Source organism: Paraburkholderia podalyriae, from assembly GCF_014397785.1.
Classification (GTDB): domain Bacteria; phylum Pseudomonadota; class Gammaproteobacteria; order Burkholderiales; family Burkholderiaceae; genus Paraburkholderia; species Paraburkholderia podalyriae.
In genome coordinates this window covers 1-26,427 of sequence record NZ_VZQQ01000074.1, presented here as the reverse complement: position 1 = coordinate 26,427, position 26,427 = coordinate 1, and the positions used below count along the sequence as shown (strand labels likewise).

Below are 26,427 nucleotides of genomic sequence, written 5' to 3'. Positions count from 1 at the left end.
CAGAGTCGAAGCCGAACAGCCGATAAGGCAGGCCCAGCGAGTCGCATGTGTCCCTCAGCGCCGACATGCCCCGCACGAGGTTCGGACCTCCACGGCCCAGCACGACATAGAGCGGCGTCGCTCCGTGCTCGCTGAAGTGCTCGCGCAGGGCGTCGGCCATTGCGCGCAGCGTCTCGTAGATGTCCGTGTTGTTGGACTTGCCGCCGATGATGAAGAGCACGTTCGCCTGTTCGAGCCAGTGCCTGAAACAGATGCGCGCCACTTCCTTCATCTTCGCGTAAGGCGGATTGCCGCCGAAATCCGACGAGATGATCGCGGCGTCGCCCAGCATTTCGGTGACGAGCGAGTTGGCGCCGCCGCCGAAGGTCGGAGCGAGGATGGTTCCGTTATCATTGATGACGTACACATCGCTCTGGCCCTGGTGGGTGCGAAGCTGGTTGATCTCCTGCTCGAAATCGGAGTAATCGGCGGCAAACAGATGAGACGGCAGGCCGAGACGCGCCCAGCGCGGATCGTCCCGATCGAAGCCGCACTTGAAGTCGCACGCAATGGGCGTGAGGCGACCGTGCCTGTCCTCGCGCATGCGGATCGGGTTCAACTCGAGCGTCGTCATGCCGAAGTCGTGAAAGAGTTCCCAGAGTTTCGGCAACTGCTGCACGAGCGGCGAAACGATCTCCTTCGGCGCGCCGATCTCGCTCAGTGCATTCGCTACGACGAACGCCTTCAGCCCGGTCAGCGCATCGAACGGCACCATCGCCACCTGATTCGGGTCGACTTCCTCGATGTCCATGCCGCCCTTATGCGATAGCGTCATCGTCGGCGCGCGAAAGCGGGTGGAATCGGTGATCGAGAAGTAGACCTCGTGTTTGGCCGGAACGCCGGCTTCGAACGTCACGCCATTCGCCTTCGCCTTCACGTGGCCGACGGCATGCTCGGCGAAGTACAAACGCTCCTTTTCCGCGAGCGCGGTCTTCAGGTCGGTCGCGCGGCCAAGCAAACCTGCCTTGCCTTTCTTGCCGACTCCGCCCTTGAAGACGGGCTTGATGAAGATCTGGCGATGACGGTCGATCAGCGCCTTGACTTCCTCTTCGCTGGCGCTCGGACCCAGGATTTCGCTGGCCGGAAATCCGACGAATTGCAGCAGGCGCGCGCCGTGCAACATACCCGTGATTTGCATGGAAATGTCTCCTGAAGTTTAAGCAATGCACTTCGCCTGCTTACAAAACAGCATGTTGCGGGCGGACAGCGGTGAACCCAGTCGTGAGATGCCGGTTGGCCGGGACGCGGCGATCGGCGATCGCACAGTCAATGAAGAACGGAATACGCCAACCCACGCGCCGATCTCATTCGCCGTCATCCAGCTATTAAGGAAATAGCCGAGCGCCGCTGCGACCACGATGGCGACCTGCTGGCTCGGCCTTTGCGGCCTGGGGACGCCATTTCCGCAAGGTACACCGAGACGCCGCCGAGCTCGGCGCCGGCCGAAAAGCCCTGCAGAAGTCGTCCCACCAACACCAGAGCAGGCGCGAGCATGCCGATCGTCGTATACCTCGGCACGCATGCAATGAGGATCGTGCCGCTCGCCATGATCGACAACGTCACGATGAGCCCCTTACGGCGGCCGACTTCGTCGATGTACGCCCCAAGCACGATGGCGCCGAGTGGTCGCATCAGGAACCCCGCGGATGTGGAGCTCTGGGACTTAGACGAGCTGTGGCAAGCACTTACTTTCCGGCAGGCGTATTCACGCCAGTGCCCGGCAACACATCGAAGCGCAGCAGCCTTCCGCCAGCGCCTGATTCGCCAGGCGAGACCGCGACATACAGGCAGTGGCGCGCAGGCACCAGAAGCGCCGTCTTGGCGCCCTTGGCCGTCGGCACGCGTGCGATTTCCTCGTAATGGCCGGGATCCTTCTGCTGGATCACGCCAAGATAGTCGTCGCCGGCCATGTAGATGCGTTGGTTGACTTCGTCGAAGATCACTTCGTTCGTGCGCTGGGGCGCGTCGAACGTCGCGATCGTGTTGCCGTTCGCGGCATTGAGCACAAGCAGCTTGAACGGCTTGCGCGTGCCGACAAACAGGCGTCGATGCGTCTCGTCGAATGCCATCGGCGCATTCAGCTCCGCGCCATGGATAGGCCAGTTCGCAATCACCTGGCGCGTCGCCTTGTCGACGACGGCGAGCGTGCTCTTGCCCGTCACGTTGACGAAGAGATGGTGGCCGCGCTGCTCGGCCGCCATCGCTTCGGTAAAGTCGGTGTCGAAATTCACGTCGCCGACGTGACTGCCCGTGCGCGGATCGACCTCCGAGACGATCGTCTGCGTCATCTTCGGCTCGGCGTTTTTACCGCCCGTGACAATGTACATGTGACGGCGCGACGGGTCGTAGCGCATCGAGTCCGCACCGACGGTGAGCTGGATCGAACCGATGACGCGATAGCTCGTTCCGTCGACGATGCGCGTCATGCCGGCGCCGCTGTCGGTGACGATCAGACGGTTCAGGTCCGGCAGGTACAAGATGGCGTGGGGCTGGTCGAAACCCTTGACCGTGCGCAGATGCTTGCCGCTGCCGAGATCGAATACTTCGAGCGTGGCGCCGTCTTCGCCGGCGAGGAACAGCCGCCCGCCGTCAACGTCGGCGGCGAAGTGATCGAAATCGCCTTTGTAGTCCGGCAGCGCCGTGCTGCCGATCAGCCGCAGAGGCGCGCCCGCCGGGCTGGCTGCATCGACCGAGGGCGCCGCCGCGTAGGCAGTGTGCGGCAGCGTCGCGCACAGGGCCGCGAGCGTCGTCAGAGAGACGATCGCGGAAATTCGCAAACGCATGGTCAGACTCCTGAATGGAGATGGCTCGTTGAATACAGCCTCGTCCCCGGCGCGCCGGGGACGAGGCATTGCAAGCGCACGGCGGGCCGTGCGCGCGGCTACTTCGCGGGCTCGAACAACGCGGCGTAGCTCGGGATCTGCTTCTGCAGCGCGTCACGCAGGCCCGTCGATGCGAGGAAGAAGGCGGTCTCGCCCTTTGCATTGGCGCCGTCGTTCTTGTACGCGAGCACGATCTCGCCGACGTTCTGGCCGCTCGCGTCGCGCAGCGGCAGCATCATCACGAACTTCTTGACCGTGTCATTGGGACGATGCCAGCGCGGGTCGACGATCGTGATGCCCTTTTTCGAGATGTCGATGTCGTCCGGATCGTCGGCATTGCCGATGCGCTCGAGGTAGGAACCGGCGAACATCGTGTAGGCATCCTGCATACCCGGAGGAACGCCGTGCAAAGTCACGCTGAGTAACTCGGGATGCTGTTGCATGATTTGCTCGGACAGTTTCTGAGCAACGATCTTCGCGCTCGGCGGCGTCCAGTTCCTGGCGTGCGGTTCGGGCGCGGCGACGGCGGTGTCAACCGCATACAGCGCGGAAGCCGACAGGAGGCCGAGCGTCGCGGCGAGCAGGGTCTTGGTCAGGATCTTCATGTCTCTCCTCTCTTTGCCCGATGGGCGTTATGGAAGCAGGTGCGAGTCGAGTGTAGGCTCGCCACCTTGAACGAGCGTTAACGCGATCTGAACGCAAATTCAGCCTGAAATGGGGAGGCCGTCGCAACGACCGTTGCCGTCACGGTGACTGGCGCCGGTTGCGCGTTCGCGCGTCGCATGGTCACTCCGCCTGATCGAGCTTCGCCAGCTCTTCCTTGACGACGGCCGGTGTCAATGGGATATAGACGCCTTCTTTCGCGACCACGTCCTGTCCCTCGCGGCTCAACACCAGTTTCAGGAATTCCTTGATCTTCGGCTGCAGCGGCTCGCCGGGCTTCTTGTTGACGAAGATGTACACATAGCGCGAGAGCGGATACTTGTGCGTGTACACGTTCTGCAGTGTCGGCGCGAGGAACGGTCCGCCTTCGCTGGCTGCCAGCGGCACGACCTTCACGTTCGGCGTGACGTTGGCCAGCAGTGCGTACGTGAGCCCGCCCGGGTGCGTCGCCATGTCCTCGGCGGCCACCGTGAACGCATGCGTGAAGCCCTTGCCCTTGACGAACTGGATGTTTTCCTTGTATTCGCCGCCTTCCAGCACGTTCAGCTTCAGGAAGTATTCGATGCCGTTGACCGGCTTCAGGCCGTAGAGGTGAATCGGCCGGTCGGCCCATTCGCCGCCGAGCCCCACGTCGCCCCACGTGGTGATCTCGGCGTGGCCGCGATTGCGCGTCTTCGAATAGATCGCGTCGAGTTGAGCCAGCGTCAATCCCTTGATCGGATTGTCCTTGTCGACCAGCACGACCGACGTCGCCGTCTTGCCGAGCGACCCGACACTGCCTGTCGCGACGCGAATGGCGAGCGGCTTGTAGCCGAACTTGTCGACGAAGGCTTGCTCCTCGGCCGGCAGCAATTCGCGCCCGACCGGCGCCAGGTCCGCCGTGCCGTTGGTCAGCGCCGGGCCGCCGGCACCGGACGCCTTGGCTTCCATGGTGACGCTCAGGCGCGGATAGGCCTTGCGATACATCTTGATCCACCCCAGCGTGATTTCATCCATTACGTCAGCGCCGACGAGACGCAGGTCTTCCTCCGGCACGGACTGGACTTCGCCCGGTTGCCAGATCGGTATCGACGGGTCGACCTTGAGGTGATGCTCGACGGCCGCGTACTTCAGGGCGAATGCCGGCGGCGACGTCAGCGCGCCCAGCGCCGCGATGCCGATCACTGCCGCGGCCGATGCCGCCGCAGACCTGCGCAACCCGCCAACCCTCTGCGTCTGTTTCATGTGCGTCTCCTGATTGAAGATGTACTCGTGGGTTCGCCCTCGGCGGGACGATTCGTTGTGTGCTGCGTATCGGGGTGGGTCGGCCCGGCCGACGCGCGTCGTGCATCGGCGATGCTTTCGCCTTGCCACGATGGTGGGCCATGAAGCTGAACCCGACCTGAAGGTATCCTTAATAGATTTTCAGACAGACGACGCCAGTCAGTGCGTGGGTTGAAACAGCGCCGCGAGCGATGGCGTGCTTCCGGCCAGCTCGTCGCGCACCTGCTCGGCCCGGCGCACGATCGTGTTGCGATCGACGCCCGGCGCGTAGCGGAATGTCGAGCCGATAACGCCGATCGTCTTGCCGTTGGCGTCGCGCATCGGCAGCTCGACCGACAGATCGCCGGTTTTCGTCACCTCGACGCGGGGCTGGCCGCTGTCGAGCACGGCCAGGTCGTCGGCATCGGCGGACTTGCCGATACGGCCGATGTTCGACGCGATGATGACGTTGTCGCTTCCCGTCGGCGGGGTGACGTGCAGCGCGAGGATCGTCAGCTCGGGATGCGCGGCCAGCGTGGTATCGACGAGTTGCTGCGCGTAGGGCGCTGCGGTCGTGGCGGCGAATGCAGACACGGCCGAGGCGAGCAAAAGCGCCGCCGTGGCGGCGCGGATGGGTCGGTGCATGTGGACACTCCTGGAATCGGCGCCGCCCGGCGGGAATGCGCGGGACCGGCACGCGCATTCCCGCCGGGTAGGCGAGGGGGAGACGAGCGGCGCGCGGTCAGTTCGCGAGCATCGCGCGCGAGCTATCCGCTTGCTGCGCGCGCAGCGGCACGTACATCGCATGATCGATCACGGCTTGCTGGCCCTGCTTGCTCAGCACGTAGCGGAGGAACTCGGCGATGGCCGGATCGAGCGGCTTGCCGGGCGCCTTGTTGGTGTTGAAATAGATCAGCCGGCTCAGCGGATAGGTCGCCAGCGCGACGTTCTCGTACGTCGGCGCGACGTACGAACCGTTGTCCGATGCGGCAAGCGGCAGCATCTTCACGGGCGCGTCGATATAGGCGATGCCCGAGAATCCGATGCCGTAGCGATCGTCGGCCACGTCTTTCGCGAGCGGGAACACGAGCTTGTCGTAATGGATGTCGTCGCGCCACTCGCCGCGTTGACCGTTGGCGCTCAGCACGCGTTGCCGGATGAACTCCTCGAACCCGTTCCACGGCTTGATCGCGTAGACGTGCACCGGCTTGTCCGCCCATTCCCCGGTGAGACCGAGGTCGCCCCAGGTCTTGATCGGCTTGCCGCCGCGCAGGTGCGTGCGCGAGTAGAGCGCGTCGATCTGGTCGTAGCTGAGCTTTTCCAGCGGGTTGTCCTTGTTGACGAAGAAGCCGATCGCGTCCAGGAAGCCGAAATGCCGGTACGAGCCCCCGGAAATCGGTACGCTGAGCGGGCCGTAGCCGAACTTCGCCTTGAAGTCGGTGACGTCGTCCGGCTTGAGCTCGCGCGAGACGAACACGAAGTCGAGCTTCTCCTCGACCAGCTCCTTCGCGCCGAGGCTGCCCGCGTACGGTGGGGAAATGCGGATGTCGACGTTCGGGTAATACTGCCTGAAGCCTTCGATCCAGCGGTTGACGAGCGACGGCAGCACGTCGGAAGCCGCGCCCCTGAACGTGCCGGCGAGCTTGAGGTCGGTGCGGGGCTGGTAGTCGGGCAGGGCCGAGTCGAGGCGCGGCTGCAGGATTTCCGGCTCGGCCAGCGCGCGTCCGACCTTCATCCCATCATCGGCTTGTTCCTTGGTTTGCGGCGCCACCGTCTTGAGCGCGGGCACAACCCACTCGACCATCGGCGTGGATGGGGTGTCGGCGCCCGCGGCGCCCACCGCCCAGATCGACGCCGCGGCAGTGGCAATGATCAGGCGAGCCGAACGGCGGCGCGGCATGCGCCGGTTTGTCCCGCAACGGGATTGGTTTCGATTCACGAGATGTCTCCTCCTTTGTTCAAAGCGTGCGTGATTCCACTGCCGCTCCATTTTGAGGCAGGTGGCGCGAAAGTTGAAACGCGGTGATCGCGCCGGCCTGCGCGAGATGCAGCGAACGGCGCAGCGCCCATGCCATGCGTCCAACGATAGTGTCGCCGGATGAACGCAATCTGAAGACATCCTGAAAATCCGTTCATGGAACGCCTTGCCGAGCATGAACGAATTTTCAGCATCGATTCAGGTTGGCTTCAGCGTGCCACCGTACCGTCGGGGCAGCTTCTCCGGGCGCGATGGCGGGGCGGCGTTCCTGACCGGATGCCGGGCCGCTGCGCGCCATTCTCCACATCCGGCAGGAGACCCCCGTGCCTGTTTTCGATTCTCCATTGCGGCGCGCATCGTCATCGATGCCGCTCCTGTCATGCTCGTCCCGGCCATTGCGCTCGCAGGATGCATGCGCGCCCGCGGCGCGCCCTCGTCGTACCGGAGCCGGCCTCCTGCTTGCGGCCTGTCTGGCACTCATGCCGCCGTGCATTGCGCAGGCGGCCGATACCGTTGCAGGCTTGCCGGCCTATCGATCGCTCCCGAACCTGAGCGGAACGCTCAGCAGCGTCGGGGACGACGCGATGGGGCCGCTGCTCGACGCGTGGCTGGCCGCCTTCGAGCGACGCCAGCCGGGGATCCATCGCGGGCCGCATTGGCGGCACGCCGGCAGTGCGACCGCATTCGGCGCGCTGATGTTCGGCGACGCCGATATCGCACCGCTCGCGCGCGAGCCGTTGCCGACGGAGCTGCAACCGTACGCGCACCAGTTCGCGGGCGACATGATGAAGTCGCCGCTGTTCGTTCGCGTCGCGAGCCTCGACGGGCAGGCGGCCTATCTCGCCGTGAACCGGCGTCCCGGCGCGCCGCTGCCGCCCAAGGTCAAGGCGTTCGTGGCGTTTGCGCTGAGCGACGAGGGTCAGGGGATCGTCGCAGCGCAGAAACGCTTTGCGCCGCTCACCGCCGCGCAGGCCGCGCGTGAACGCGCGAAGCTCGACGGCTTCCTGCCGCCGCTTGACGCGCACCTGGCCGTCTATCGTCCTGTGGCCGGCCTGCACGGCGCGATCGACAGCGTCGGCAGCGACGGGATGAAGTCGCTGATGGACACATGGATCGACGGCTTCACGCGCGTACAGCCCGCCGTACGCAAGGGCAATCGATGGGAACACCTTGGCACGTTGAACGGGTTTCACGCGCTGCTCGCGGGCGACACCGGAATGGCACCGATGGGCCGCGAACTCTGGCCGGACGAGCGGGCTGTCTATGCGCAAATCCGTCACGCGGCGCCACTCGAAATTCGGGTCGCGCGCGGCGGCTTCGACACGCCGCAGCGGACCACGGCCCAGGCGATCTTCGTGCATCGGGACAATCCGCTCAACGGCATCACGCTGGCGCAACTGGCGTCGATCCTGCGGCAGAACCCGGGTATCACGCGGTGGGGCCAGCTTGGCCTGACCGGCGAGTGGGCCGATCGTCCGATCACGATCTACATCCCGCAGCACGTCGCGCCGAACGCGATGTCGATGCAGGTCATGGTGCTGGCGGGCGGAGCGTGGAACAGCGCCGTCCACGAGGGATCGATCGACGACACTGCGCGCGCGATCGCTGGGAATCCGGGCGCGCTCGGCTTTGGCGGACTCGAGGAAGGCGGCCCCGGACTCAGGACGCTGGCGGTGGCGCGCCGGGACGGCGAGCCGTTCTATGCGCTCGATGCCGAGAATGCGGCGAGCGGCAAGTATCCACTCACACGCTACATGTACATCCGCCTGAACCGTCCGCTGACGCCGCCGGTGAATGCGTTCCTGCGCTACATCCTGAGCCGCGACGGCCAGGAACCGGTGCGCTATTCGGCGTACTTCCCGCTGAACGCGGCGGAGGCGCGCGAAGAGCTGGCGAAGCTCAGGTAGGCGCCGCGCGGATCGGTCACGGCGCGCGTCGCGTGCGGCGCCGGCGGTCCCTGAATGGAGATTCATTTTCCGTTCAGCCTGATTTTAAGGTTGCCCCGTATAACTGAAGCCGTTCCGTGAGCCCATCTGTCCCGATCCGGGACACGGCGCGAACGCCACATGGATGGCGGTACGCCATACCTATCGAAACCGGAGGAGCACATCCCATGAAACACACTGTCCTGCGCATCGCCGCTGGCGCGCTGATGCTCGGCACCCTGGTTCCGGCCGCGCATGCTGCCGAGAAACTCACCCTGATGGTCGGCGGCATGGAAAAGCAGATCTATCTGCCGGCCAAGCTCGCCGAGCGGCTCGGCTATTTCAAGGAGCAGGGCCTCGACGTCGAACTCATCAACGAGGCAGCGGGCGTCGATGCCGAGAACGAACTGGTCGCCGGCACAGTGCAGGGCGTCGTCGGCTTCTACGACCACACGATCGACCTGCAGTCGAAAGGCAAGTACATCGAGTCCGTCGTACAGTTCAGCCACACGCCTGGCGAAGTCGAATTGATCTCGTCGAAGCTCGCCGGCAAGGTAAAGTCGCCCGCCGACTTCCGCGGCTTGACGCTTGGCGTGACCGGGCTTGGCTCGTCGACCAACTTCCTAACCCAATACCTCGGCGTGTCGCACGGCGTGAAGACGTCGGAGATGACGGCGCTGCCCGTTGGCGCGGGCAACACGTTCATCGCCGCGATCAAGCAGGGCAAGATCGACGGCGGCATGACCACCGAACCGACGGTCTCGCGCCTCGTCAACACCGGTGACGCACAGGTCCTGGTCGATCTGCGCTCGCCCGAGAGCACGCAAAAGTGGCTCGGCGGCCTGTACCCGGCGGCCAGTCTGTACATGCAGAACGACTGGGTACAGTCGCACAAGGCGACGGTGCAGAAACTCGCGAACGCGTTCGTCAAGACGCTGCGCTACATCAATACGCACAGCGCGGAGGAGATTACCGCCCAGATGCCCGCCGACTACTACGCTGGGGACCGCGCGTCATACATGAAGGCGCTGGCCAACGGCAAGGTGTCGTTCATCGCCGACGGCCGCATGCCGGAATCGGGGCCGCCCACCGTGCTCAAGGTGCTCGGGTCGTTTGATAGAGCTGTGATGGGGCACAAGATCGACCTGTCGAAGACCTTCACCACCGAGTTCGTCAACGCCGCGCAGGTCAAGTAGCCGCGCCCGCGTGACGGCCCGGCAGCGAGCCGTCGCGGGCGTTTCGTCGAATCCAGTCTCCTAAAGGTGGCAATCCAATGACAGCCTCCCAGGCAACCATGCCGTATCCCGCCGCTGCGTCGAACGACGTTCCTGCGATTGAACTCGATCGTGTCAGCCGCCGCTTCGTCAGCCCGGAGGGTAAAGCGATCATGGCGCTGCAGAACTTCAGCATGTGCGTTGCGAAGGGCGAGTTCTGCGCCGTCGTCGGCCCGACCGGCTGCGGCAAGTCCACTACGCTCAGTCTGATCACTGGCCTTGCCGCGCCGAGCGCCGGCGCGGTCAGGATCTGGGGCAAGCCGATCACCGGCATCGATCCTCGCATCGGCTTCGTGTTCCAGTCCGACGCGGTGTTCCCATGGAAGAGTGTGCTCGATAACATCGCGGCCGGTCCGCTGTACCGCGGCGAGAACAAGGGGCAGGCCTACGAGCGCGCGATGGAATGGATTCGCCGCGTCGGTCTGGTTCGTTTCGAACGCCACTATCCGCACCAGCTCTCCGGCGGCATGCGCAAGCGCGTGGCGCTGGCTCAGACCTTCATCAACGAACCTGAGATTCTGCTGATGGACGAGCCGTTCTCGGCGCTCGACGTCCAGACACGCATGCTGATGCAGGACGAGTTGCTGCATCTGTGGAGCGTGAATGGCGCATCGGTGGTGTTCGTCACGCACGACATCGAGGAGGCCATCGCGCTCGCGGACAAGGTATTCGTGCTGACGTCCGGACCGGCGACCGTCAAGACGTCGTACGAAATCGACCTGCCGCGCCCGCGTGATGTCGCGGAAGCGCGCTATTCCCCCCGCTTTATCGAACTGTCGCGGCAGATCTGGAACGATCTTCGCGACGAGGTCCACATCTGAGCGCCTGGCGGCGCGCTAAGGAAAAACATGAATACCCCGATGGCAGGAGCCGTATCGAACGAGATCGAGTTGCGGAAGGTGGAAGTCCGCGCCCAGGCAAGCATACGTCGGCGCCAGACGCTGGTGTATGTGCTGCGGCTCGCGGTGCTGGTCGTCACGCTGGGCGGATGGGAACTCGCCGGGCGGGTGGGCTGGATCGATCCTTTCTTCTTCTCGACGCCTTCCCTGATCGCCGTGCAGATCTGGCAGTGGCTCACCGAGGGAACCTCGCAAGGCCCGCTCTGGGTGCAAGTGCTGGTGACGCTGGAGGAAACCGGGCTCGGCTTCCTGATCGGCAGCGTGGCAGGCGTGTTCGCCGGGATCGCGCTGGGCCGCAACAAGTTGCTAGCGGACGTCTTCAGCATTTACATCAAGGTCGCGAACTCGATTCCGCGCGTGGTGCTCGGCTCGGTGTTCATCATCGCGCTGGGGCTCGGCATGGCGTCCAAAGTCGCGCTGGCCTTCGTCATGGTGTTCTTTGTGGTGTTCTCGAACGCATTCCAGGGCGTGCGCGAAGCGGACCGGAATCTCATCGCCAATGCCCATATCCTCGGCGCGACAAAGCAGCAGGTGACCTACACGGTCGTCCTGCCAGCCGCGATGAGCTGGATTCTCGCGAGCCTGCACGTGAGCTTCGGCTTCGCGCTGGTGGGTGCCGTGGTCGGTGAATTTCTCGGCTCGAAGCAAGGGATCGGGCTGCTGATCTCGACCGCGCAGGGCGCGTTCAACGCGGCCGGCGTGTTCGCCGCGATGATCGTGCTCGCCGTCGTCGCGCTGGGTGCGGAGTTCGTGCTCACGCGGCTCGAGAACAAGCTCCTGAAATGGCGCCCGCCGCAGTTCTCCGACGCGGGCCACTGATCCCCGCACGCAGCGCCGGCCACCCTTCGATCAAGAGAATCGGCCTCATGTCGTCCACCTGTCATCCGGAGTCGGCCGCGTACCGCGCCCCGTATCATGCGCGATTCGTCAAGGCGGCGCTCGCCTTCGGCGCATGCCTGGTTTGCCATGGCGCGCTTGCCGGCCCGCCGTTCGTGACCGACGATCCGGAACCCGTCGAACAGGGGCATTTCGAAATCGATGCCGCCGCGTCGGGCACCGTGCGCGCCGGCAGTCACAGCGGCACGCTGCCGGGCCTCGAGATCAACTACGGATTGGTGGAGAACCTGCAGATCAACGCGACGGTCGGCATGGCGTTCATGCACGAAACCGGAGATCGCACCCATTACGGATTCGGTGATACCGAACTGGGCGCGAAGTACCGCTTCATCACCGAGGACGAGGCGGGCTGGCGTCCGCAGGTCGCGTTCGCGCCCCGCGTCACACTGCCGTCCGGCAACGACCACCTGGGCCTCGGCGACGGCCACGCGCACGTGCTGCTACCGCTGTGGATGCAGAAGACGATCGGTAACTGGACGACGTTCGGCGGTGGTGGATACGTCGTCAACCGCCATGCGGGACGGAAGGGTTACTGGACCGGCGGTTGGGCCGTCCTGCGCAAGTTCGGCGAACGACTTCAGCTTGGCAGCGAGGTCTTCTACACCGGGGCGGCGACCAAGGACGATCCGTCCGCGATTGGCTTCAACCTCGGCGGCACCTACGGGCTGACGGAGCACGACCGCATCCTGGTCTCCGTCGGGCGCGGCCTCACTCACGTGAGCGACACTAATCGCTTCTCCTATTACGTCGGTTATCAGTTCGACCTGTGACGCGCGCCCGCTGTATGCTCAGGCGGCGTCGGTGGAATGGAGCGGCGCTTTGAAGGGGGTATTGCCGGCGGTGTCGGACGGCGTGACGGCGGGAATCTCGAAGACCATCGACAACCCGCGGCCGTCCGGCCCGGCCTCCGCGAAGATGTGGCCGCCGTGCAGCTCGACGATACTGCGGCAGATGGCGAGGCCCAGGCCGCTGCCCTTGTCTTCGCCGCCCGGACGATGGATGCGCACGAAGCGTTCGAAGATGCGCTCGCGCTGTTCGGCGGCTACACCGGGACCCTCATCCTCCACGCGGACCTGCCAGCATTGGTTCACCAGCGTGGAACGCAAGGTGACGCGGCTTCCCGGAGACGAGGCCGCCAGTGCGTTGCTGAGCAGGTTCAGGAGCACCTGGCGGATCCATTTCGACTCGATTGCGGCCTGTCCGCTGCCGTGATGGGTCAGGAAGAAGCGCTGCTGGCGGTGTTCGGCGAGTACGTGGGCGTCCTGCGCGAAGTTCTGCAGGAACGGTTCCGGGTCCTGCGGCCTCAGATCGAGCGAAATCGCGCGTGCATCGGCGCGCGACAGGAACAGCAAGTCCTCGATGATGCGGTTGAGGTGCGCGAGTTCCTTGATCTGAATTTGCACCGCCTGTTCCTGCGCTGGCGTCAACTGACCGTCGACGACCAGTTTCTCGGCTTGCAGGCGCACGAGCGTCAGGGGCGTCTTGAGTTCGTGGGAGGCCTCAGCTGTAAACCGCCGGATCTGGTCGAACGACGCTTCGAGACGGTCGAACATCTGGTTGAGCAGGCGCGCCAGGTCCGAAATCTCGTCGCGCGCGCCTGACAACGGAATGCGCTCGCTCAGATTGTCCGAGCGGATGTGGTCGGCCGTGTCCTGGATCAGCCGCAGGGGCCGCAGCGCCATTCGGCTGAAGCCGTAGCCGATCACGCTGCTGATCGCGATCATGACGATCAGCAATCCGTAGAAAGCATGTTCATAGGCGGTCATTACCACGCGTACGTGTTCTTTCGTCGTTGCCACCACGACCGTGTACGGTCCGAGCGCGAACTTGCCCGCGCGCAGTTCACCCAGTCCTTCAACATTCGCATTGAACGCCTGGTGGCGAGGCGACGGAGCGATATCGCGACCGTGAAGGCCCGGGGAGCGAAACACCACCGTCCCAGCCGTCCCGTAAATCTCGGTGAAGAACAGTTCGAGCTTGTCGGACATCATCGCCTGAACACGCTTGCGCAACTCCGCCTCCGACAGCTTCGTACCGAGCGCGGTCTGGCTGGCGCGAATCTGTTCGAACTCAGATTGGTTGAGCAGATCCAGCGCGTGGATCGCGTGATGTTCGATGAAGTATCGTCCGGCAAGAAACAGCGACGCGAACGTGACAGTCGAAGCGAGTACGTAGCAGATGGCGAGCCGCGCGCCGATGGATTTCATAGCAGCTGGTAACCGACGCCGCGCACCGTCTTGAACAGTGGCTTGCCGAGCGGCGCCTCGAACTTGCCGCGCAGCCGGCTCATGTAAACGTCGAGCAGGTTGGTGTCGACGTCGTAATGGGATTCCCAGATCTTCTCCGCTATCAGCGTCCGGGTCAGGATGCGGCCGGGATTCTGCAGGAAGACCTCCAGTAACGCGAACTCGCGGCTGGTGAGATCGATCGGTTTGCCGTTCAGATGGACGGTGTGGCTCAGCAGGTCAAGCTTGATGCCCTCATGCTGAAGCACGGTTTCCTTGACGGACGATTGGCGGCGAAGCAGCGAGCGCATGCGCGCGAGCAGTTCTTCCAGGCTGAACGGCTTAGGCAGGTAGTCATCGGCGCCGACATCGAGGCCCTTGACGCGATCCTCGACGGCGTCGCGCGCGCTGAGGATCAACACCGGCTCATTGAATCCGGCCGCGCGCCATTCGCGAAGCAGCTCCAGGCCATCACCGTCGGGCAAGCCGAGATCGAGCACGATGACGTCATAGCTCGACTCGCATAGCGCTTCGCGCGCCTCGGCGCAACTTTCAACCCACGTCACCGTATACGCGCGTTCGCTTAGCGCCTGCTTGAGGTACAGGCCGAGCTTGCGCTGGTCTTCGAGGATAAGGATCTTCATGATAAAAGCGCGAACGCGAGGGAATTTCAGGCTAGCGCAAGCGGATGTCCGTGACAAGCGAAGCATGGCCCAGCGGGGGTTTTCCCGATTTTTCTGAACGCAGATTCAGGAAGCGTTCGCGTCTGTTTCGGGTTGGAAGCGCGCATGTGGGTCGTGGGGCGATAAGTCACGCGCAATGAGTTGGGACTTACCCCGACTTTGCGCTGAATTCAGACTTCATTCAGGTTCGCCGACAAAGATGATGGACATCAACAGTCGTCGCCTAGGCAACCCATGAAACCCGCATTCCGTCCGCTCGTCTTGCAGATCCATCGCTGGTGCGGCCTGACCGTCGGGGTCGTGATTCTCCTGATGGCGATCACGGGTGCATCCATCGCATTCCGGCCCAGCCTCGAGCCGGTGCTCAATCGCGATCTGCTGACGGTGCCGACCTGCGCGGCGCGCGTACCGCTTGACACATTGACCGCGAATGCGGCCGCATCCCGGCCGTCGGCGACGCTCGACTACATTCGGCTGGTCGCCGGCAAGCACCATGCGCCGCGCATGCCGTCCGCGATGGTGCGCTTCACCGATCAGGTGTTCGTCTACCTCAATCCTTGCACTGGAGACGTGTTGGGCGAACGCTCGCGCTACGGTGGCCTGCTCGGCACGCTCGAGCAGATTCATCAGTTCCGCTTCATGAAGCACGGCAACGTGATTACCGGCACGAGCGCGCTCCTGTTCGGCATGCTGATGATCGGTGGCGGCATCGCGCTCTGGTGGCCACGCTCACGTCACGGCTGGCGAGTCGCGTTCACGACCGGAACCGGCGCGCGAGGACAGGCATTCACGTATCGGCTGCATCGGACGATCGGTCTCTATGCCAGCGCGATCCTGCTGCTGACGGTGCTGACCGGGCTGCCGTGGGCGTTCGACTGGTACGCGCACGGCATCTATGCGATCACCGGTTCACCGCAGCCCGCCAGTCCGCCGAAATCGGCCGTGCCCGCGAACGGCGCAAGGCGGCAAACGCTCGAAAGCTCCTGGCGCACCGCACAGGCACTGTCGCCCGGCCCGCAGGATGCGCTGCTGCACATCCCCGAGAAATCGCGTGACCCGGTAGAGATGTACCTGATCGATCGCGCGGCGCCGCATCCGAATGCACGCACGATGTTGTTCATCGACGCATACACGGGCAAGGTGCTGCGGTTCGTTCCGTATTCGCGGAGCAGCGTCGGGCACAAGCTGTATTTCTGGGCGTTGTCGTGGCACACCGGCGCGATTGGCGGTGTATTCGGGCAACTGTTGCTGCTGTTCGGCGCGCTGTGCGTTCCGGTACTCGCTTACACCGGCGTCCGGAACGTCCTGCGGCGCACGTGGCGTCCGGTGGCGAGCGACGCACGCCTGACCGTGCGCGTCGCGAAGAAAACGGTCGAGGCCGACGGTGTGTGCGCGTTCGAATTGACGGATCCGGCGGGACGCAAACTGCCGCGGTTCGCGGCCGGCGCGCATATCGACGTGCATCTTGGCGACGGTCTCGTGCGCCAGTACTCGCTGTGCGGCGATCCGCGCGAGCGGCGGCGCTACCTGATCGCCGTGCTGCGCGTTGCGGCTTCGCGCGGCGGATCGGCGGCCATGCACGAGCGGGTTCACGAAGGCGATCTGCTCGACATTGGTGTGCCGGTCAATCACTTCGCGCTGGACGAGACCGCGCCGCGTTCGCTGCTGCTTGCGGGAGGGATCGGCATCACGCCGATCCTCGGCATGGCGGAACGGCTCGCGCGGCGCCACGCCGATTTCGAGCTGCACTATTGCGCACGCTCGCAGTCGCGCGCGGCGTTCGTGCAGCGGCTCGTGCGGGCGCCGTTCGCCGGCCGGGCCAGGTTCCACTTCAGCGACGAACACGCGGAGCAACGCTTCGACATCGAGCGCGTGCTCGACAGTCAGTCGCCTCGCACGCATCTGTACATATGCGGACCCGCGGGGTTCATCGATGCGGTGCTGTGCGCCGCACGGAATCGCGGCTGGCCCGAGCCGCAGCTGCACTGCGAGCGCTTCGCGTCGATTGCGCAGAAGCCCACGGCGACGCATGCGTTCGACGTGCAGCTCGTCAGCACGGGCAAGGTGTACCGGATTCCCGAGCACAAGTCCGTTGTCGCGTCGCTGGCCGAACACGGCGTCAGGATCCCGACGTCGTGCGAGCAGGGTGTCTGCGGCACCTGCATCACGCGGGTGATCGTCGGCGAAGTCGACCATCTCGACTGCGTGCTGACCGCCGTGCAACGGGAGCGGCACGGACATTTCACACCCTGCTGTTCGCGCGCGAAAGGGGATCTGCTGGTGCTGGACATCTGAGCGGCGGGGCAAACGCGGGCATCGTGCCATCGGGCGCGATGCCCGCCGCGGCCGGACCGGATCGAAGACCAATAATCCAATCAAGCTGGAGGAGACCGTGGTGATTGGAAGAACGATGGTGGCAATGGCCGTCATGGCGTTGTTTTCGCCGGCGCTCTACGCGCAGGCCGACGGCGGCACGCGCGAGAATGCACTCGCGCCGCGGCCCGGACATGCGACGCTCTATGCGCAGCAGCTGGTGGACCGCACGGTCGCGCTGCACCCGGAGCTCGTCGAGCTGGATCTTCATATGCGCCCCCCCGGAGGAGCGGAAAGCGTCATCGTCGCAGCCAAGTCCGCGAACCGGATCGGCAGAAAGTCGGACCCCGACGATCTCGACGTGGTCAAGACCGGTACGCCGTTCGTGGAAGTGAACAAGCGAGCCGACCAGAACGTCGAGGTGCATCTGCCGCTGCTCGACGTCACGCGCAAAGTGATCGGCGCAGTCGAAGTGACGTTCCCGTATCCGACCGGGTCGGGGCTCGACAAGGAGGCGTTGATCCGGGCGGGCGCACTCATCCGCGACGAGCTGAGCCGGCAGATCCGCTACGGGAACGAACTCTTCGATCCGGTGCTCCCGAGCACGGGCATTCCGGACAATCCGTACGCGCAGACGCTCGTCGACGAGCTGATCCGCAAGCGCCGCGACGTGATGGTGCTCGCGATGCACGTGGCGCGCCCGGGCGGGGGCGGCGACTATCCGATCATCGCGTCGAACATCGGGCGCATCGGCAAGCCTGCCGATGCGGACGACCGGCGTGTCATCGAGACCGGCAAGCCGCATGTCGAGGTCGGCCGCGAAGGAGATCGCCTCGAAGTGGAACTGCCCCTGCAGGACGCCGGCGGCGCTACGATCGGCGCGCTCGGCGTGGTGATGCCGTACCGCGTCGGCGACGACCAGGAGGTGCTCGTGAAGAAGGCCGAGAAGATCCGGGATGAATTGCGAGGGCGGATCCGCGATGCCGCGGCGTTGTACGAACCGAGGCAGCTCGTGCCGGCGACGTCGGTGATTGCGGCGCGACTCGACGCGGAGGCGCTCGGCAACAAGCAATCGCTGCCGATGACCAAGGAGGTGATGGGCGCCGGCGCGCTGCAGACGGCGACGGAAGGCGTGACCGACGCGGTCAAGAACCAGGCCGGCGTCGCGCCGACCAACTCGTCGGGCAGCCCTGCCGACGCGGCCAGCATTCGCGGCATCAAGGTCAACCTGTTCGCGAACTACCGGCTCAATGGCGGCCTGCCGACCGCGAACGTGATGTCGGTGCCGGCGGAGGACAAGCAGCGCGTGGAGACGCTGAAGGGCGCGAACGCGCTGATGTTCGGCGTTGCAAGCCCCGCGGGCATCCTCAACATGGTGACGAAGCGCGCGCCGATGGACAACGACGTCGCCTCGGTGGCGCTGCTCGGCAACTCGTTCGGGCAGTTCGGCGTCGCGGCCGACGTTAGCCATCGATTCGGCAGCGAAAAGCAGTTCGGCCTCCGCGTGAACGCATCCGATACGCACCTCGAAAATGGTGTGCACGGTGCGAATGGGCGCGGCTGGTTCGGCAGCGTTGGCGCCGACTGGCAGGTCACCAACCGCCTGCATTTCCAGTTCGATGTCGAGATCTATCGGAAGGACGTCGTCGAGCAGGGCAGCATCAGCCTGCCGACTGCGGTCAACGGACACATCACGTTGCCGCGCGTGCCCGATCCGAGGAATCTGCTGTCGGGCCCGTGGGCGGTTTTCTCCGCGAAGACGACGAACGTCCAGGGGCGGGTCGACTACGACATTGCGCCCGGCTGGAAGGCGCTCGTCGAAATCGGTCAGTCGGATTCGGATCGCTCGCGCTCGACGACCCGGATCGGCGGATACAACGTGTTCACCGGGGCAGGCGGCATCCCGACCGTCAGTGAGGTGACGCAGCTCTATTTCAACAAGTACAAGCGGGCAGAACTGCTCGGTCAATTCGCCACGGGTCCGCTCTCGCACGACATCACGTTCGGCGTGTCGCGCAGCGAGCGCATCGCCGAGACACCCAGACAAAACACGATCGTGTTGCCGGTGCGGGTCAACATCTTCGATCCCATCCCGTTGCCCACTCCGGTGCCGACCCATCCCGACACGTCGCTGCCAAAGCAGGTCAACGCGGATACCGGCCTCTATACCTACGACATGATCGGCGTCGGGTCGAAGTGGAAGTTGCTGCTCGGCTTCCGCGAGAGCCGGTCGTCGTCGAACGACGGCGTGGTGTCGTCAGCGACCTGGGTCGGGTCTCCGGCATTCGGGATTCTCTACGACCTGCTGCCGACCACCACGCTGTTCGCCAGCTACATGAAAGGCATCGAGGATGGCGGCGTCGCCCCCGCAAACGCGAAGAACGCCTACCAGGTCCTTGCGCCCGCGGTGTCGACGCAGTACGAGTTCGGCGTGCGCGATCACTACTTCAGGTGGTTGCAGTTCAGTGCGTCCGTGTTCGACATCACGCGCGCGAACGCGGTGACCAATCCGGCTACGCAGATTTTCGCCAACGACGGCACGATCGAATACCGGGGCGCGGAAGCCGTGCTCACGCAGGACATCTCGCGCCAGTGGTCGCTGTCCGAAGCCGTCCAGTACCTGCACGCAGTCCAGAAGCCGGAATTCGACATGACGATCAAGGGCCGTACGCCGGAGAATACGCCGAAGTGGATCGGCAACATCGCACTGACGCACCGTCCGCTCTGGCTCCCCGGCCTGTCGCTCACGGTGCGTGCATCGTTCATCACGAAGCGCCCGGTGAACCCGCAGAACCAGGGCTACATCCCCGGTTACACCATCTACTCGCTCGGCGCCAGCTACGCGACCCGGATCGCCGGCAAGCACGTCGACATCAGGGTGGCCGTCGACAACCTGTTCAACAAGCGTTATTGGAACTCGGTGCAGACCGGCACGCTTGGCACAGGAATGGACCGCAGCGTGCGGATGGTGGCCAAGATCGATTTCTGAAAAAACGTAGAGCCCTTTCCATGCCCAACCTTCATCGAATCATCATGAATCTTCTCTCCATTCGGGCCATTGGCCGCATCTTCGCCATCGCGGTCGTACTGGCGGGCATGCTGCCCCCCAGCCCGGCGCGGGCGACAGAGCCGTCGGATAACGACGCGCTGTCGCTGATCATCACCTACCAGACCGCGCCCGCGAACCGGCCCGCGTTGCGCCACGAGCTGGCGCAGTCGACCGCGCGCGAGCTCGCGCGCTGGAAGCACGACGGGCGAATCAGGCAATACAGCCTGCTGTTCAATCGCTATGCCGATTCGGACAACTGGGACGCGATGGCCTTGCTGACGTTCGCGACGCCCGACGACCTGTACCGCTGGCGTACGCTCGAGCAGGCGCAGCCCGCGGCGCTGTCCGCGAAGGCGCTCGCGGTGACGACTTCAATCCATACGACGCCGGTTGATACCAAACGTGCGGAGGCGCTCGACGCGAAGGCGGCGAATCCGGTCTACGTGGTCATCCCGTACAAGACACTGGTCTCAGCCGGCGACTACGAGAAGTACGCGGACGCCTATGTGATTCCGCAATTCAAGGGATGGATGGACGAGGGCGTGCTGTCGAGCTATTCGCTTTATACGAGCCAGTTTCCGGCCGGCCGCCAGTGGACCGCGATGGTACTCCTGCAGTACAAGGACGAGGCGGCCCTCAGCGCGCGCGAGGCGGTGGTGGACAAAGTCCGCCAGCGCCTGACGCACAACCCTGAATGGAAAGCGATCAGCGACAGCAAGAAGAACGTGCGCACCGAAGAACAGGTGGTGATCGCCGATCCCATCGCCGTAAGTCAATGAGCTGTCTGCTCGCAAGGAAGATCCGATGAAAAAAATCGCACTTACCCTCGTTGCCGCTTGCCTGGTCGGCGGGCAGGTCATCGCCGCCGAACCGGCCACGCCCGCTGCCGATGCGGCGCCGCAACGCATCGTCCTGCTCGTCGACGAGATCAAGGCCATCCGCAATTTCCCTGTGGTGCTGGCGGAGCGTCTCGGCTATCTGAACGACGGCAAGATGGCCGTGACTGTCATGAACATCCGCGACGACGTGTCGACGGCCGACATGCTGAATGACGGACGGGTCGACGCGGTGGTCGCCTACTACCATCACAACGTGGTTAACCAGGCGCACGGCATCGATACGCAGGCCGTTGTCACGCTCGGCGTGACGCCGGGCGCGAAGGTGCTCGTCGCGAACCAGGCAAGGGAGAAATACCAGAGCGCGACTGACCTCAAGGGCGCGCGTTTCATTGCGGGCGGCGCCGGGTCGTCGAAGAGCACGGTCGCGAACGCGCTCGTGCTGGCGGGCGGTCACGGCATCGGCGATTACACGCGGCTCGGAACCGACGGCAAGGAGAAGAATGTCGACGCGCTGCGTGACGGAAGCGCTGATTTCGTCGTAGCGCCGACGCCCGACGGGGATCTCTATGAGTCGAAAGGCGTGGCCACGGTGTTCGCGGACCTGACGTCGGTCGACGGCACGCGCCGGAGTCTGGGCACGCTGTTTCCGTCGAGCACGGTCTACATGTCGGGCGCACGCGTTCGGGCGCATCCGGAGATTGCGCGGCACCTGGCCGGCGCGTTCGTGCGCACGCTGCAGTACATCAATTCCCATTCCCCCGAGCAGATCCTGGCTGTCATTCCGCCGGAGATCAGCGGCAAGGACCGCGTGGCTTATCTGAAGGTGTTGAAGGAGGAGATCCCGATGTTCGCGAACGACGGACGCATGCCGGACGATGGCGCGACGAAGGAGTGGCAGGTGCTCGCCGCGGCGAATCCGGCTTACGGGTCGGTGAAGGTCGATCGGACCTACACCAATGCGTTCGTCGACGAAGCGCTGCGTACGCTGCACTGAGCAGAAGCGTTTTATTCGCGCGGGGGCGGCCGGCGTGCGCTGCGTTCCGTCCGCGCGGCGCATACAGCGCGATGCTGCAGCCGGTCGCGACGTCGTTCAAGCGTAGCGCCATCCCGTGCATCGTCGCGACGGCGGCGGCGAGGCTGAGCCCAAGGCCGCTGCCGGCTGTATGCCTGCTCGTCTCCGTGCGATAGAACCGCCGCAGCACCGCCTGCCGCTCCTCGGGCGGGAGCCAGGGGCCGTCGTCGGCGATCGTGATGCCGATGCCCGTCGCGTCGCGAAACGGCTGGATCGATAGATGGACGCCTTCCGGCGCGAACTTGATCGCATTGTCGATGAGATTGGCCAGCGCTTCGAACAGGAGGTCACGGTCTCCATGCAGTTCGAGCGGACCGTCCGGCGCCCGGTGGTAGTCGAGCGTGACGCGCTTGTCTTCGGCGGTGGGTTCGTAGTATTCGACGACGTCGTTGGTGACCGTGGCGAGATCCACGAGGGCGAAACTCTGCTGACGCGCGTGGGACTCGATCCCGGAAATGCGCAGCAGCGCATTGAATGTGTGCAGGAGGCTGCCCGTCTCGACGATCGTGTCGTCGATGGCCGCAGGATAGTCCGCCTCGGTCCGTGCGCGCCTCTGGGCTCGTTCGAGCCCCGCGAGCAGGCGAGTGAGCGGCGTGCGCAAGTCGTGCGCGATCGCGTCGCATACGCCCTTGACCTCGTGCATCAGCCGCTCGATCTCGTCGAGCATGCCGTTGACGACGCGCACGAGCCTTCCGACGTCGTCGTGTTGCGTATGCACCGGCAGGCGCCGGCTCAGGTTGCCGGACACGATCTCCTCGATCGAGTGCGTGACCGGAATTGAATGCGGGCACTGGCGTCTCGCCGCAAAAAGCAATGCGATGCGCGGCGGTCTCGCGAGCGCCTGGAACGGGTCGCTCGGATAGGTTGGAGGCACAGTACGGCTGCGCATTAAAGGCAACCCTAAGAATTCCTTAAATTTTTTAATGCAGATTTCAGATTGTGTTTATCCGGCGTCGCTATTGTTGGATCGTGGTCAGCAGTTCGGATCTTTGCCGTGCAAGCGCTCCCGCACCATCAGGAGCGTTCGCTGCCACCGGGTCAAGGCACGGTATATCCATTGCAGCCGAAGGAGAGCAGTCATGCGCGCCGCCGATAACTCCCTGCACTCGCTGGTCGACAAGTGGCTTGGCCTGGGACTGGCGAACCCCGTCCGCGTCATGCGCTTCGGGCACACGCCGGCGAACCGGCGGCGCTATGCACTGGTGCAGACGCGGCGCCCGACCGGCATGCTGTCGATGTTTTTCTTCCGCAATGACAATGGTGGGTGGTGCGTATTCCCGCCCACCGAAGCGAGTCCCGCGATGCGCTTCGCCGCGCTGTGCATGCCGCAGAGCTGCGATTGCAATGGATGATGGCGAGTCTCACTGCAACGGCTGATCTGCGAAAAGTGTGCCGATCCAGGTGAGGATCGCAGTGACTGCGAGTCACGCCGGAACGACGCTAGTTCATGATTTGCGCCGCCGGTCTCACAATCGAGCTATACGCTGCTTCGGTTAACAAACCCGGCATGTCATTCGATGAGAGCTGTAGAGCGAGAGCCTGTGCCAACGCAAACCATGGCGATCTCGGCGCCCGCCCCGCGAGCCGCCAGGAGAAACCTCGAAAAGGAATCCGGTCGGCCGGTCGGCGTCCTCCTGGATTTGCAGGGACCGAAGCTTCGGCTTGGAACATTTCAGGCCGGAGCGGTCGAGCTTTAGGTCGGCCAAAAGTTTCGGCTCGACCTGGATCCGACACCGGGCGATAGCGAACGCGCGCCTTTGCAGCACCCTGAAATTTTTGCCGCAATCGAAGCAGGCTCTGAATTGTTGCTCGATGACGGCAAGGCGAAGCTGCGTGTAGAAGCGAAAGGTAGTGACTTCGCCGAAACCTCCGTCATCGTCGCAGGTCGGATCTCGGACAGGAAGGGGGTCAACGTTCCAGGCGCGATGTTGCCTATATCGCCGCAAGGATCGGGAGGACCTTTCTTTCGGGCTCGAGAACGGGGTCGACCGGGTTGCACTCGCATTCGTGCAGCGCCCGGAAGACATTGACGAAGCCCGTGCCATCATCGGCGATCGGGCGTGGATCATGGCGAAGCTTGAGAAGCCGCTTGCGATTGACCATCTCGACGAAATCATTGAGCGTTGCGATGGGATTATGGTGGCACGGGGAGACCTTGGGGTCGAATTGCCTGCGGAACAGATCCCCGAATTGCAGCGGCGAATCGTCCGGAGCTGTCGGGAAGCCGGAAAGCCCGTCATCGTCGCAACGCAGATGCTCGAATCGATGACAAATTCGCCGGTTCCAACGCGAGCGGAAACCTCCGACGTGGCGGGCGCTATTTACATAGGCGCGGACGCTGTCATGCTTTCTGCAGAATCGGCTAGTGGAAGATTTCCGTTGGACGCGGTGTCTGTCATGAATCGGATCATTGAACGGGTCGAACGCGATCCCGAGTATCGAACCGGAATCGATGCGTCACATACCAAGGCGCAGTCAACAACGGCAGACGCAATTTGTTGCGCCTTACGGCAAGTCGTTCGGATAATCGCGCCCGCGATTACCGTGACGTACACATCGTCGGGATTCACGAACCTTCGCGCGGCTAGAGAGCGGGTATCCACAGCGATTATAGCGATGACACCTTCGGTGGTGATCGCTAGCAGACTCGCCCTTGTTTGGGGTGTCCACGCGTTGCCGTTTAGAAACGCACACGACGTCGGCGAGATGATCGAACTCGCTTGCGAAGCGGCAGCGAGCGAAGGCTTTGCGCGTCAAGGTGATTCGGTGGTGATTGCAGCGGGATTGCCATTTGGGGAATCAGGGACGACCAACCTCCTGCAAATTGCTAAGCTCGATGCAATGGCGTGAGCGTTAAGTTGGGTAATGGGTCCATTTTAGTAGCGCACGCTTAAAAGTAATCCGGGAATGACGCGCGCCGAAGTACACCAGCAACTGGTGCAGGCACAGGCCGATGGGCTCTTGCCGGTACCGGAGAACAACTATCCGCCGCCAGCCACAAGACTTGGCCGCAACAAGGAGCTTCATGCAATCGAGTACCAGAACGACCCGTTTAGCGCGACTGCGTTCGCCTCTGCGAGCCCGACGGATTGGGGCGTCACGTCTGACTGATGCAAAGGGAAGACGAACGCGCGCCCACGTATGGACTCTCGATGCGTGGGCGTGGGATGGCGCGATGAAGCGCGAACCGGTTAGAACTGGTGGCGAATGGCTACGCGCGTGATGACCTGATTTGCTGTCGTCGAAGGCGAATCTGCACCCGTGATAAACGCCGTGTTGAGCGGCGCCGCGGACGCACTGCCGCCCGTCAGGTGCTGATACATACCCTGCACGTACACGTCAGTACGCGGCGACAGGTTGTAGTCCGCCATCAGTCCAACCTGATGCCACGTCGGCTTCGAATCGCCGGCGGCGCTATTGAAGTGACCGATCGTGTAGTTATACATCGCTCCGACGAACGCATTCTTCAGGAACTGATACTTCGCGTTCAATTCAAAGTTGTCGAACTTCAGGCTGCTTGCCGTATTCGCGAAGCTGCCGACATAGACGGAGCCCGTCGCGTTATTAAGCGCCGTGTGGCTATATACGAAGCCGAGTTTCGCAGAGCCGATCGTGTAGTTAATCCCGGCGCCCCACACCTGTTGGCGACTCGCGAAAAAATTCGTGTCGTCGGCTGCAAGCGACCCACCGGAGTTTCCGCCCGGGTTGTTGATCTGCATGTACGCCGCTGCGACTGAAACGTTGGCGGCGACGAATTGGGCGCCGAGGCTATACGACCGGTTGTCAGCAAAGCCACCCGCCTGATTGCTAAAACCGTACAGACCGCCAAAAGAAAAGCCGCCGTAGGCGTTACTGGTGTACTTCACGCTGTTGTTCAGTCGGAACGAATTGTCTGTATTGTCGTTGTCGTACGGATGCGACAACAGATAGCCACCCCAATTGCCGTTCGCCGTAAGCGGGGCGAGATAGTCGACGACTGAATCATACTGACGGCCCATTGTCAGGGTCCCGAGCTTCGTGTTGCTCAAACCGATGTACGCCTGCCGGCCGAACATGCGCGAACTCTGTCCAAGTGCGCCGGAGTTGACGTCGAAGCCATTTTCCAGCTGAAAGAGGGCCTTCGTGCCACCGCCCAGATCTTCGCTGCCTTTCACGCCCCATCGGCTGCCTTGTGCAAAGCCGCTTTCCATCTGCACAGCCGAACCTTGCTTAGTATTGTTCGTATAGTTCAGACCTTCGTCGATCAGGCCATACAGCGTGACGCTGCTTTGCGCCAGCGCGGCCATCGGGACGATCGTGCAACCGATCGCTGCGCCCGTAATGAGGAGTCGCTTCATGAGTGTAGATTCCTAAGGTTTGCTTGAGTACCTCGCCATGATCTAGCAGGCTGCGGAAATACCTCGCGCTGAAGTCATCGCGACGGATAGCAAAAGCGTTGATGTAAGAACCTCACCCGCCCCCTGGAGATCATGCGCGGCACCGACACGTTCACCGAGAGTCTGTTTTC

Annotated in this window: 20 protein-coding genes and 3 pseudogenes; 12 read left to right on the top strand and 11 right to left on the bottom strand. The window is 63.7% G+C overall.

The features are described 5' to 3' along the window. The 7 genes and pseudogenes from F6X42_RS37000 to F6X42_RS36970 form a co-directional block, all read right to left on the bottom strand. Positions 1–1,177 (bottom strand): ATP-grasp domain-containing protein (locus F6X42_RS37000; RefSeq protein ID WP_187638849.1); only part of this gene is annotated, 1,177 nt, incomplete at its 3' end. Positions 1,178–1,295: 118 nt separating this feature from the next. Next, positions 1,296–1,683, bottom strand: a pseudogene (locus F6X42_RS36995) (MFS transporter); the annotation flags it as partial. Between the two features lie 41 nt (positions 1,684–1,724). After that, positions 1,725–2,822: a YncE family protein gene (locus F6X42_RS36990; protein WP_187638848.1), complete on the bottom strand. Its 1,098-nt coding sequence runs from the start codon at positions 2,820–2,822 to the stop codon at positions 1,725–1,727. Between the two features lie 98 nt (positions 2,823–2,920). After that, positions 2,921–3,466 (bottom strand): hypothetical protein, encoded by a 546-nt coding sequence (locus tag F6X42_RS36985; protein WP_187638847.1) that lies wholly within the window; start codon positions 3,464–3,466, stop codon positions 2,921–2,923. A 181-nt stretch (positions 3,467–3,647) separates the two neighbouring features. Beyond that, positions 3,648–4,748: a PstS family phosphate ABC transporter substrate-binding protein gene (locus F6X42_RS36980; protein WP_187638846.1), complete on the bottom strand. Its 1,101-nt coding sequence runs from the start codon at positions 4,746–4,748 to the stop codon at positions 3,648–3,650. A 198-nt stretch (positions 4,749–4,946) separates the two neighbouring features. Further along, a complete protein-coding gene (locus F6X42_RS36975; protein ID WP_187638845.1) occupies positions 4,947–5,411 on the bottom strand; it encodes a hypothetical protein in 465 nt (154 codons plus the stop codon). Positions 5,412–5,508: 97 nt separating this feature from the next. Further along, a complete protein-coding gene (locus F6X42_RS36970; protein WP_312892991.1) occupies positions 5,509–6,705 on the bottom strand; it encodes a PstS family phosphate ABC transporter substrate-binding protein in 1,197 nt (398 codons plus the stop codon). Positions 6,706–7,223: 518 nt separating this feature from the next. Here F6X42_RS36970 and F6X42_RS36965 point away from each other — a divergent pair. The 5 genes from F6X42_RS36965 (at position 7,224) to F6X42_RS36945 (ending at position 12,509) form a co-directional block, all read left to right on the top strand. Continuing rightward, entirely contained in the window at positions 7,224–8,651 is a 1,428-nt protein-coding gene (locus F6X42_RS36965; protein ID WP_187638844.1) for a substrate-binding domain-containing protein, read from the top strand. 206 nt (positions 8,652–8,857) lie between these two features. After that, positions 8,858–9,865, top strand: coding sequence for an ABC transporter substrate-binding protein (locus tag F6X42_RS36960; protein ID WP_187638843.1), 1,008 nt, complete (start codon positions 8,858–8,860; stop codon positions 9,863–9,865). A gap of 77 nt (positions 9,866–9,942) precedes the next feature. After that, entirely contained in the window at positions 9,943–10,764 is an 822-nt protein-coding gene (locus F6X42_RS36955; RefSeq protein ID WP_376776502.1) for an ABC transporter ATP-binding protein, read from the top strand. 27 nt (positions 10,765–10,791) lie between these two features. Beyond that, positions 10,792–11,661, top strand: coding sequence for an ABC transporter permease (locus F6X42_RS36950; RefSeq protein ID WP_187638842.1), 870 nt, complete (start codon positions 10,792–10,794; stop codon positions 11,659–11,661). Next, positions 11,625–12,509: a hypothetical protein gene (locus tag F6X42_RS36945; protein ID WP_187638841.1), complete on the top strand. Its 885-nt coding sequence runs from the start codon at positions 11,625–11,627 to the stop codon at positions 12,507–12,509. Before F6X42_RS36950 ends, F6X42_RS36945 begins: the two co-directional genes overlap by 37 nt. Before the next feature lie 18 nt (positions 12,510–12,527). On the opposite strand, the gene F6X42_RS36940 is transcribed toward F6X42_RS36945, so the two are convergent. Both F6X42_RS36940 and F6X42_RS36935 read right to left on the bottom strand, forming a co-directional pair. Continuing rightward, positions 12,528–13,751, bottom strand: coding sequence for an ATP-binding protein (locus F6X42_RS36940; RefSeq protein ID WP_222945865.1), 1,224 nt, complete (start codon positions 13,749–13,751; stop codon positions 12,528–12,530). 191 nt (positions 13,752–13,942) lie between these two features. Further along, positions 13,943–14,608 carry a response regulator transcription factor gene (locus tag F6X42_RS36935; RefSeq protein WP_116120106.1) on the bottom strand — a complete coding sequence of 222 codons (666 nt, stop codon included), beginning with the start codon at positions 14,606–14,608 and terminating at the stop codon, positions 13,943–13,945. 273 nt (positions 14,609–14,881) lie between these two features. On the opposite strand from F6X42_RS36935, the gene F6X42_RS45690 reads away from it, so the two are divergent. From F6X42_RS45690 to F6X42_RS36915, 4 genes are all read left to right on the top strand, one after another. Continuing rightward, a complete protein-coding gene (locus F6X42_RS45690; RefSeq protein ID WP_187638839.1) occupies positions 14,882–16,942 on the top strand; it encodes a PepSY domain-containing protein in 2,061 nt (686 codons plus the stop codon). A 97-nt stretch (positions 16,943–17,039) separates the two neighbouring features. Continuing rightward, a complete protein-coding gene (locus tag F6X42_RS36925) occupies positions 17,040–19,949 on the top strand; it encodes a TonB-dependent siderophore receptor (protein ID WP_312892990.1) in 2,910 nt (969 codons plus the stop codon). A 44-nt stretch (positions 19,950–19,993) separates the two neighbouring features. Further along, positions 19,994–20,788 (top strand): hypothetical protein, encoded by a 795-nt coding sequence (locus F6X42_RS36920; RefSeq protein WP_187638838.1) that lies wholly within the window; start codon positions 19,994–19,996, stop codon positions 20,786–20,788. Between the two features lie 25 nt (positions 20,789–20,813). After that, complete coding sequence (locus F6X42_RS36915) at positions 20,814–21,842, top strand: ABC transporter substrate-binding protein (protein ID WP_187638837.1); 1,029 nt, start codon at positions 20,814–20,816, stop codon at positions 21,840–21,842. A gap of 115 nt (positions 21,843–21,957) precedes the next feature. Here F6X42_RS36915 and F6X42_RS36910 read toward each other — a convergent pair. Continuing rightward, positions 21,958–22,809, bottom strand: a pseudogene (locus tag F6X42_RS36910) (sensor histidine kinase); the annotation flags it as partial. 190 nt (positions 22,810–22,999) lie between these two features. Here F6X42_RS36910 and F6X42_RS36905 point away from each other — a divergent pair. The 3 genes and pseudogenes from F6X42_RS36905 (at position 23,000) to F6X42_RS36895 (ending at position 25,031) form a co-directional block, all read left to right on the top strand. Further along, complete coding sequence (locus F6X42_RS36905) at positions 23,000–23,272, top strand: hypothetical protein (protein ID WP_187638836.1); 273 nt, start codon at positions 23,000–23,002, stop codon at positions 23,270–23,272. Positions 23,273–23,512: 240 nt separating this feature from the next. Next, positions 23,513–24,770: pseudogene (gene pyk / locus F6X42_RS36900) on the top strand (pyruvate kinase); the annotation flags it as partial. Between the two features lie 57 nt (positions 24,771–24,827). Continuing rightward, on the top strand, positions 24,828–25,031 hold the full coding sequence (locus tag F6X42_RS36895) for a DUF4148 domain-containing protein (protein WP_187638835.1): 204 nt from the start codon (positions 24,828–24,830) through the stop codon (positions 25,029–25,031). 80 nt (positions 25,032–25,111) lie between these two features. Here the strand turns inward: F6X42_RS36895 and F6X42_RS36890 are convergent, their stop codons facing one another. Further along, the gene (locus F6X42_RS36890; protein WP_187638834.1) at positions 25,112–26,257 is read right to left on the bottom strand and encodes a porin; all 1,146 of its coding nucleotides are present in this window, start codon (positions 26,255–26,257) and stop codon (positions 25,112–25,114) included. Positions 26,258–26,427 lie beyond the last annotated feature (170 nt).

Bases quoted from the DNA above. Each gene is read 5' to 3' on its own strand.
- F6X42_RS36990 (WP_187638848.1), bottom strand. From the start codon at position 2,822: ATGCGTTTGCGAATTTCCGCGATCGTCTCTCTGACGACGCTCGCGGCC.
- F6X42_RS36985 (WP_187638847.1), bottom strand. From the start codon at position 3,466: ATGAAGATCCTGACCAAGACCCTGCTCGCCGCGACGCTCGGCCTCCTG.
- F6X42_RS36980 (WP_187638846.1), bottom strand. From the start codon at position 4,748: ATGAAACAGACGCAGAGGGTTGGCGGGTTGCGCAGGTCTGCGGCGGCA.
- F6X42_RS36975 (WP_187638845.1), bottom strand. From the start codon at position 5,411: ATGCACCGACCCATCCGCGCCGCCACGGCGGCGCTTTTGCTCGCCTCG.
- F6X42_RS36965 (WP_187638844.1), top strand. From the start codon at position 7,224: ATGCCGCCGTGCATTGCGCAGGCGGCCGATACCGTTGCAGGCTTGCCG.
- F6X42_RS36960 (WP_187638843.1), top strand. From the start codon at position 8,858: ATGAAACACACTGTCCTGCGCATCGCCGCTGGCGCGCTGATGCTCGGC.
- F6X42_RS36955 (WP_376776502.1), top strand. From the start codon at position 9,943: ATGACAGCCTCCCAGGCAACCATGCCGTATCCCGCCGCTGCGTCGAAC.
- F6X42_RS36950 (WP_187638842.1), top strand. From the start codon at position 10,792: ATGAATACCCCGATGGCAGGAGCCGTATCGAACGAGATCGAGTTGCGG.
- F6X42_RS36945 (WP_187638841.1), top strand. From the start codon at position 11,625: ATGGCGCCCGCCGCAGTTCTCCGACGCGGGCCACTGATCCCCGCACGC.
- F6X42_RS36935 (WP_116120106.1), bottom strand. From the start codon at position 14,608: ATGAAGATCCTTATCCTCGAAGACCAGCGCAAGCTCGGCCTGTACCTC.
- F6X42_RS45690 (WP_187638839.1), top strand. From the start codon at position 14,882: ATGAAACCCGCATTCCGTCCGCTCGTCTTGCAGATCCATCGCTGGTGC.
- F6X42_RS36920 (WP_187638838.1), top strand. From the start codon at position 19,994: ATGAATCTTCTCTCCATTCGGGCCATTGGCCGCATCTTCGCCATCGCG.
- F6X42_RS36915 (WP_187638837.1), top strand. From the start codon at position 20,814: ATGAAAAAAATCGCACTTACCCTCGTTGCCGCTTGCCTGGTCGGCGGG.
- F6X42_RS36905 (WP_187638836.1), top strand. From the start codon at position 23,000: ATGCGCGCCGCCGATAACTCCCTGCACTCGCTGGTCGACAAGTGGCTT.
- F6X42_RS36895 (WP_187638835.1), top strand. From the start codon at position 24,828: ATGACGCGCGCCGAAGTACACCAGCAACTGGTGCAGGCACAGGCCGAT.
- F6X42_RS36890 (WP_187638834.1), bottom strand. From the start codon at position 26,257: ATGAAGCGACTCCTCATTACGGGCGCAGCGATCGGTTGCACGATCGTC.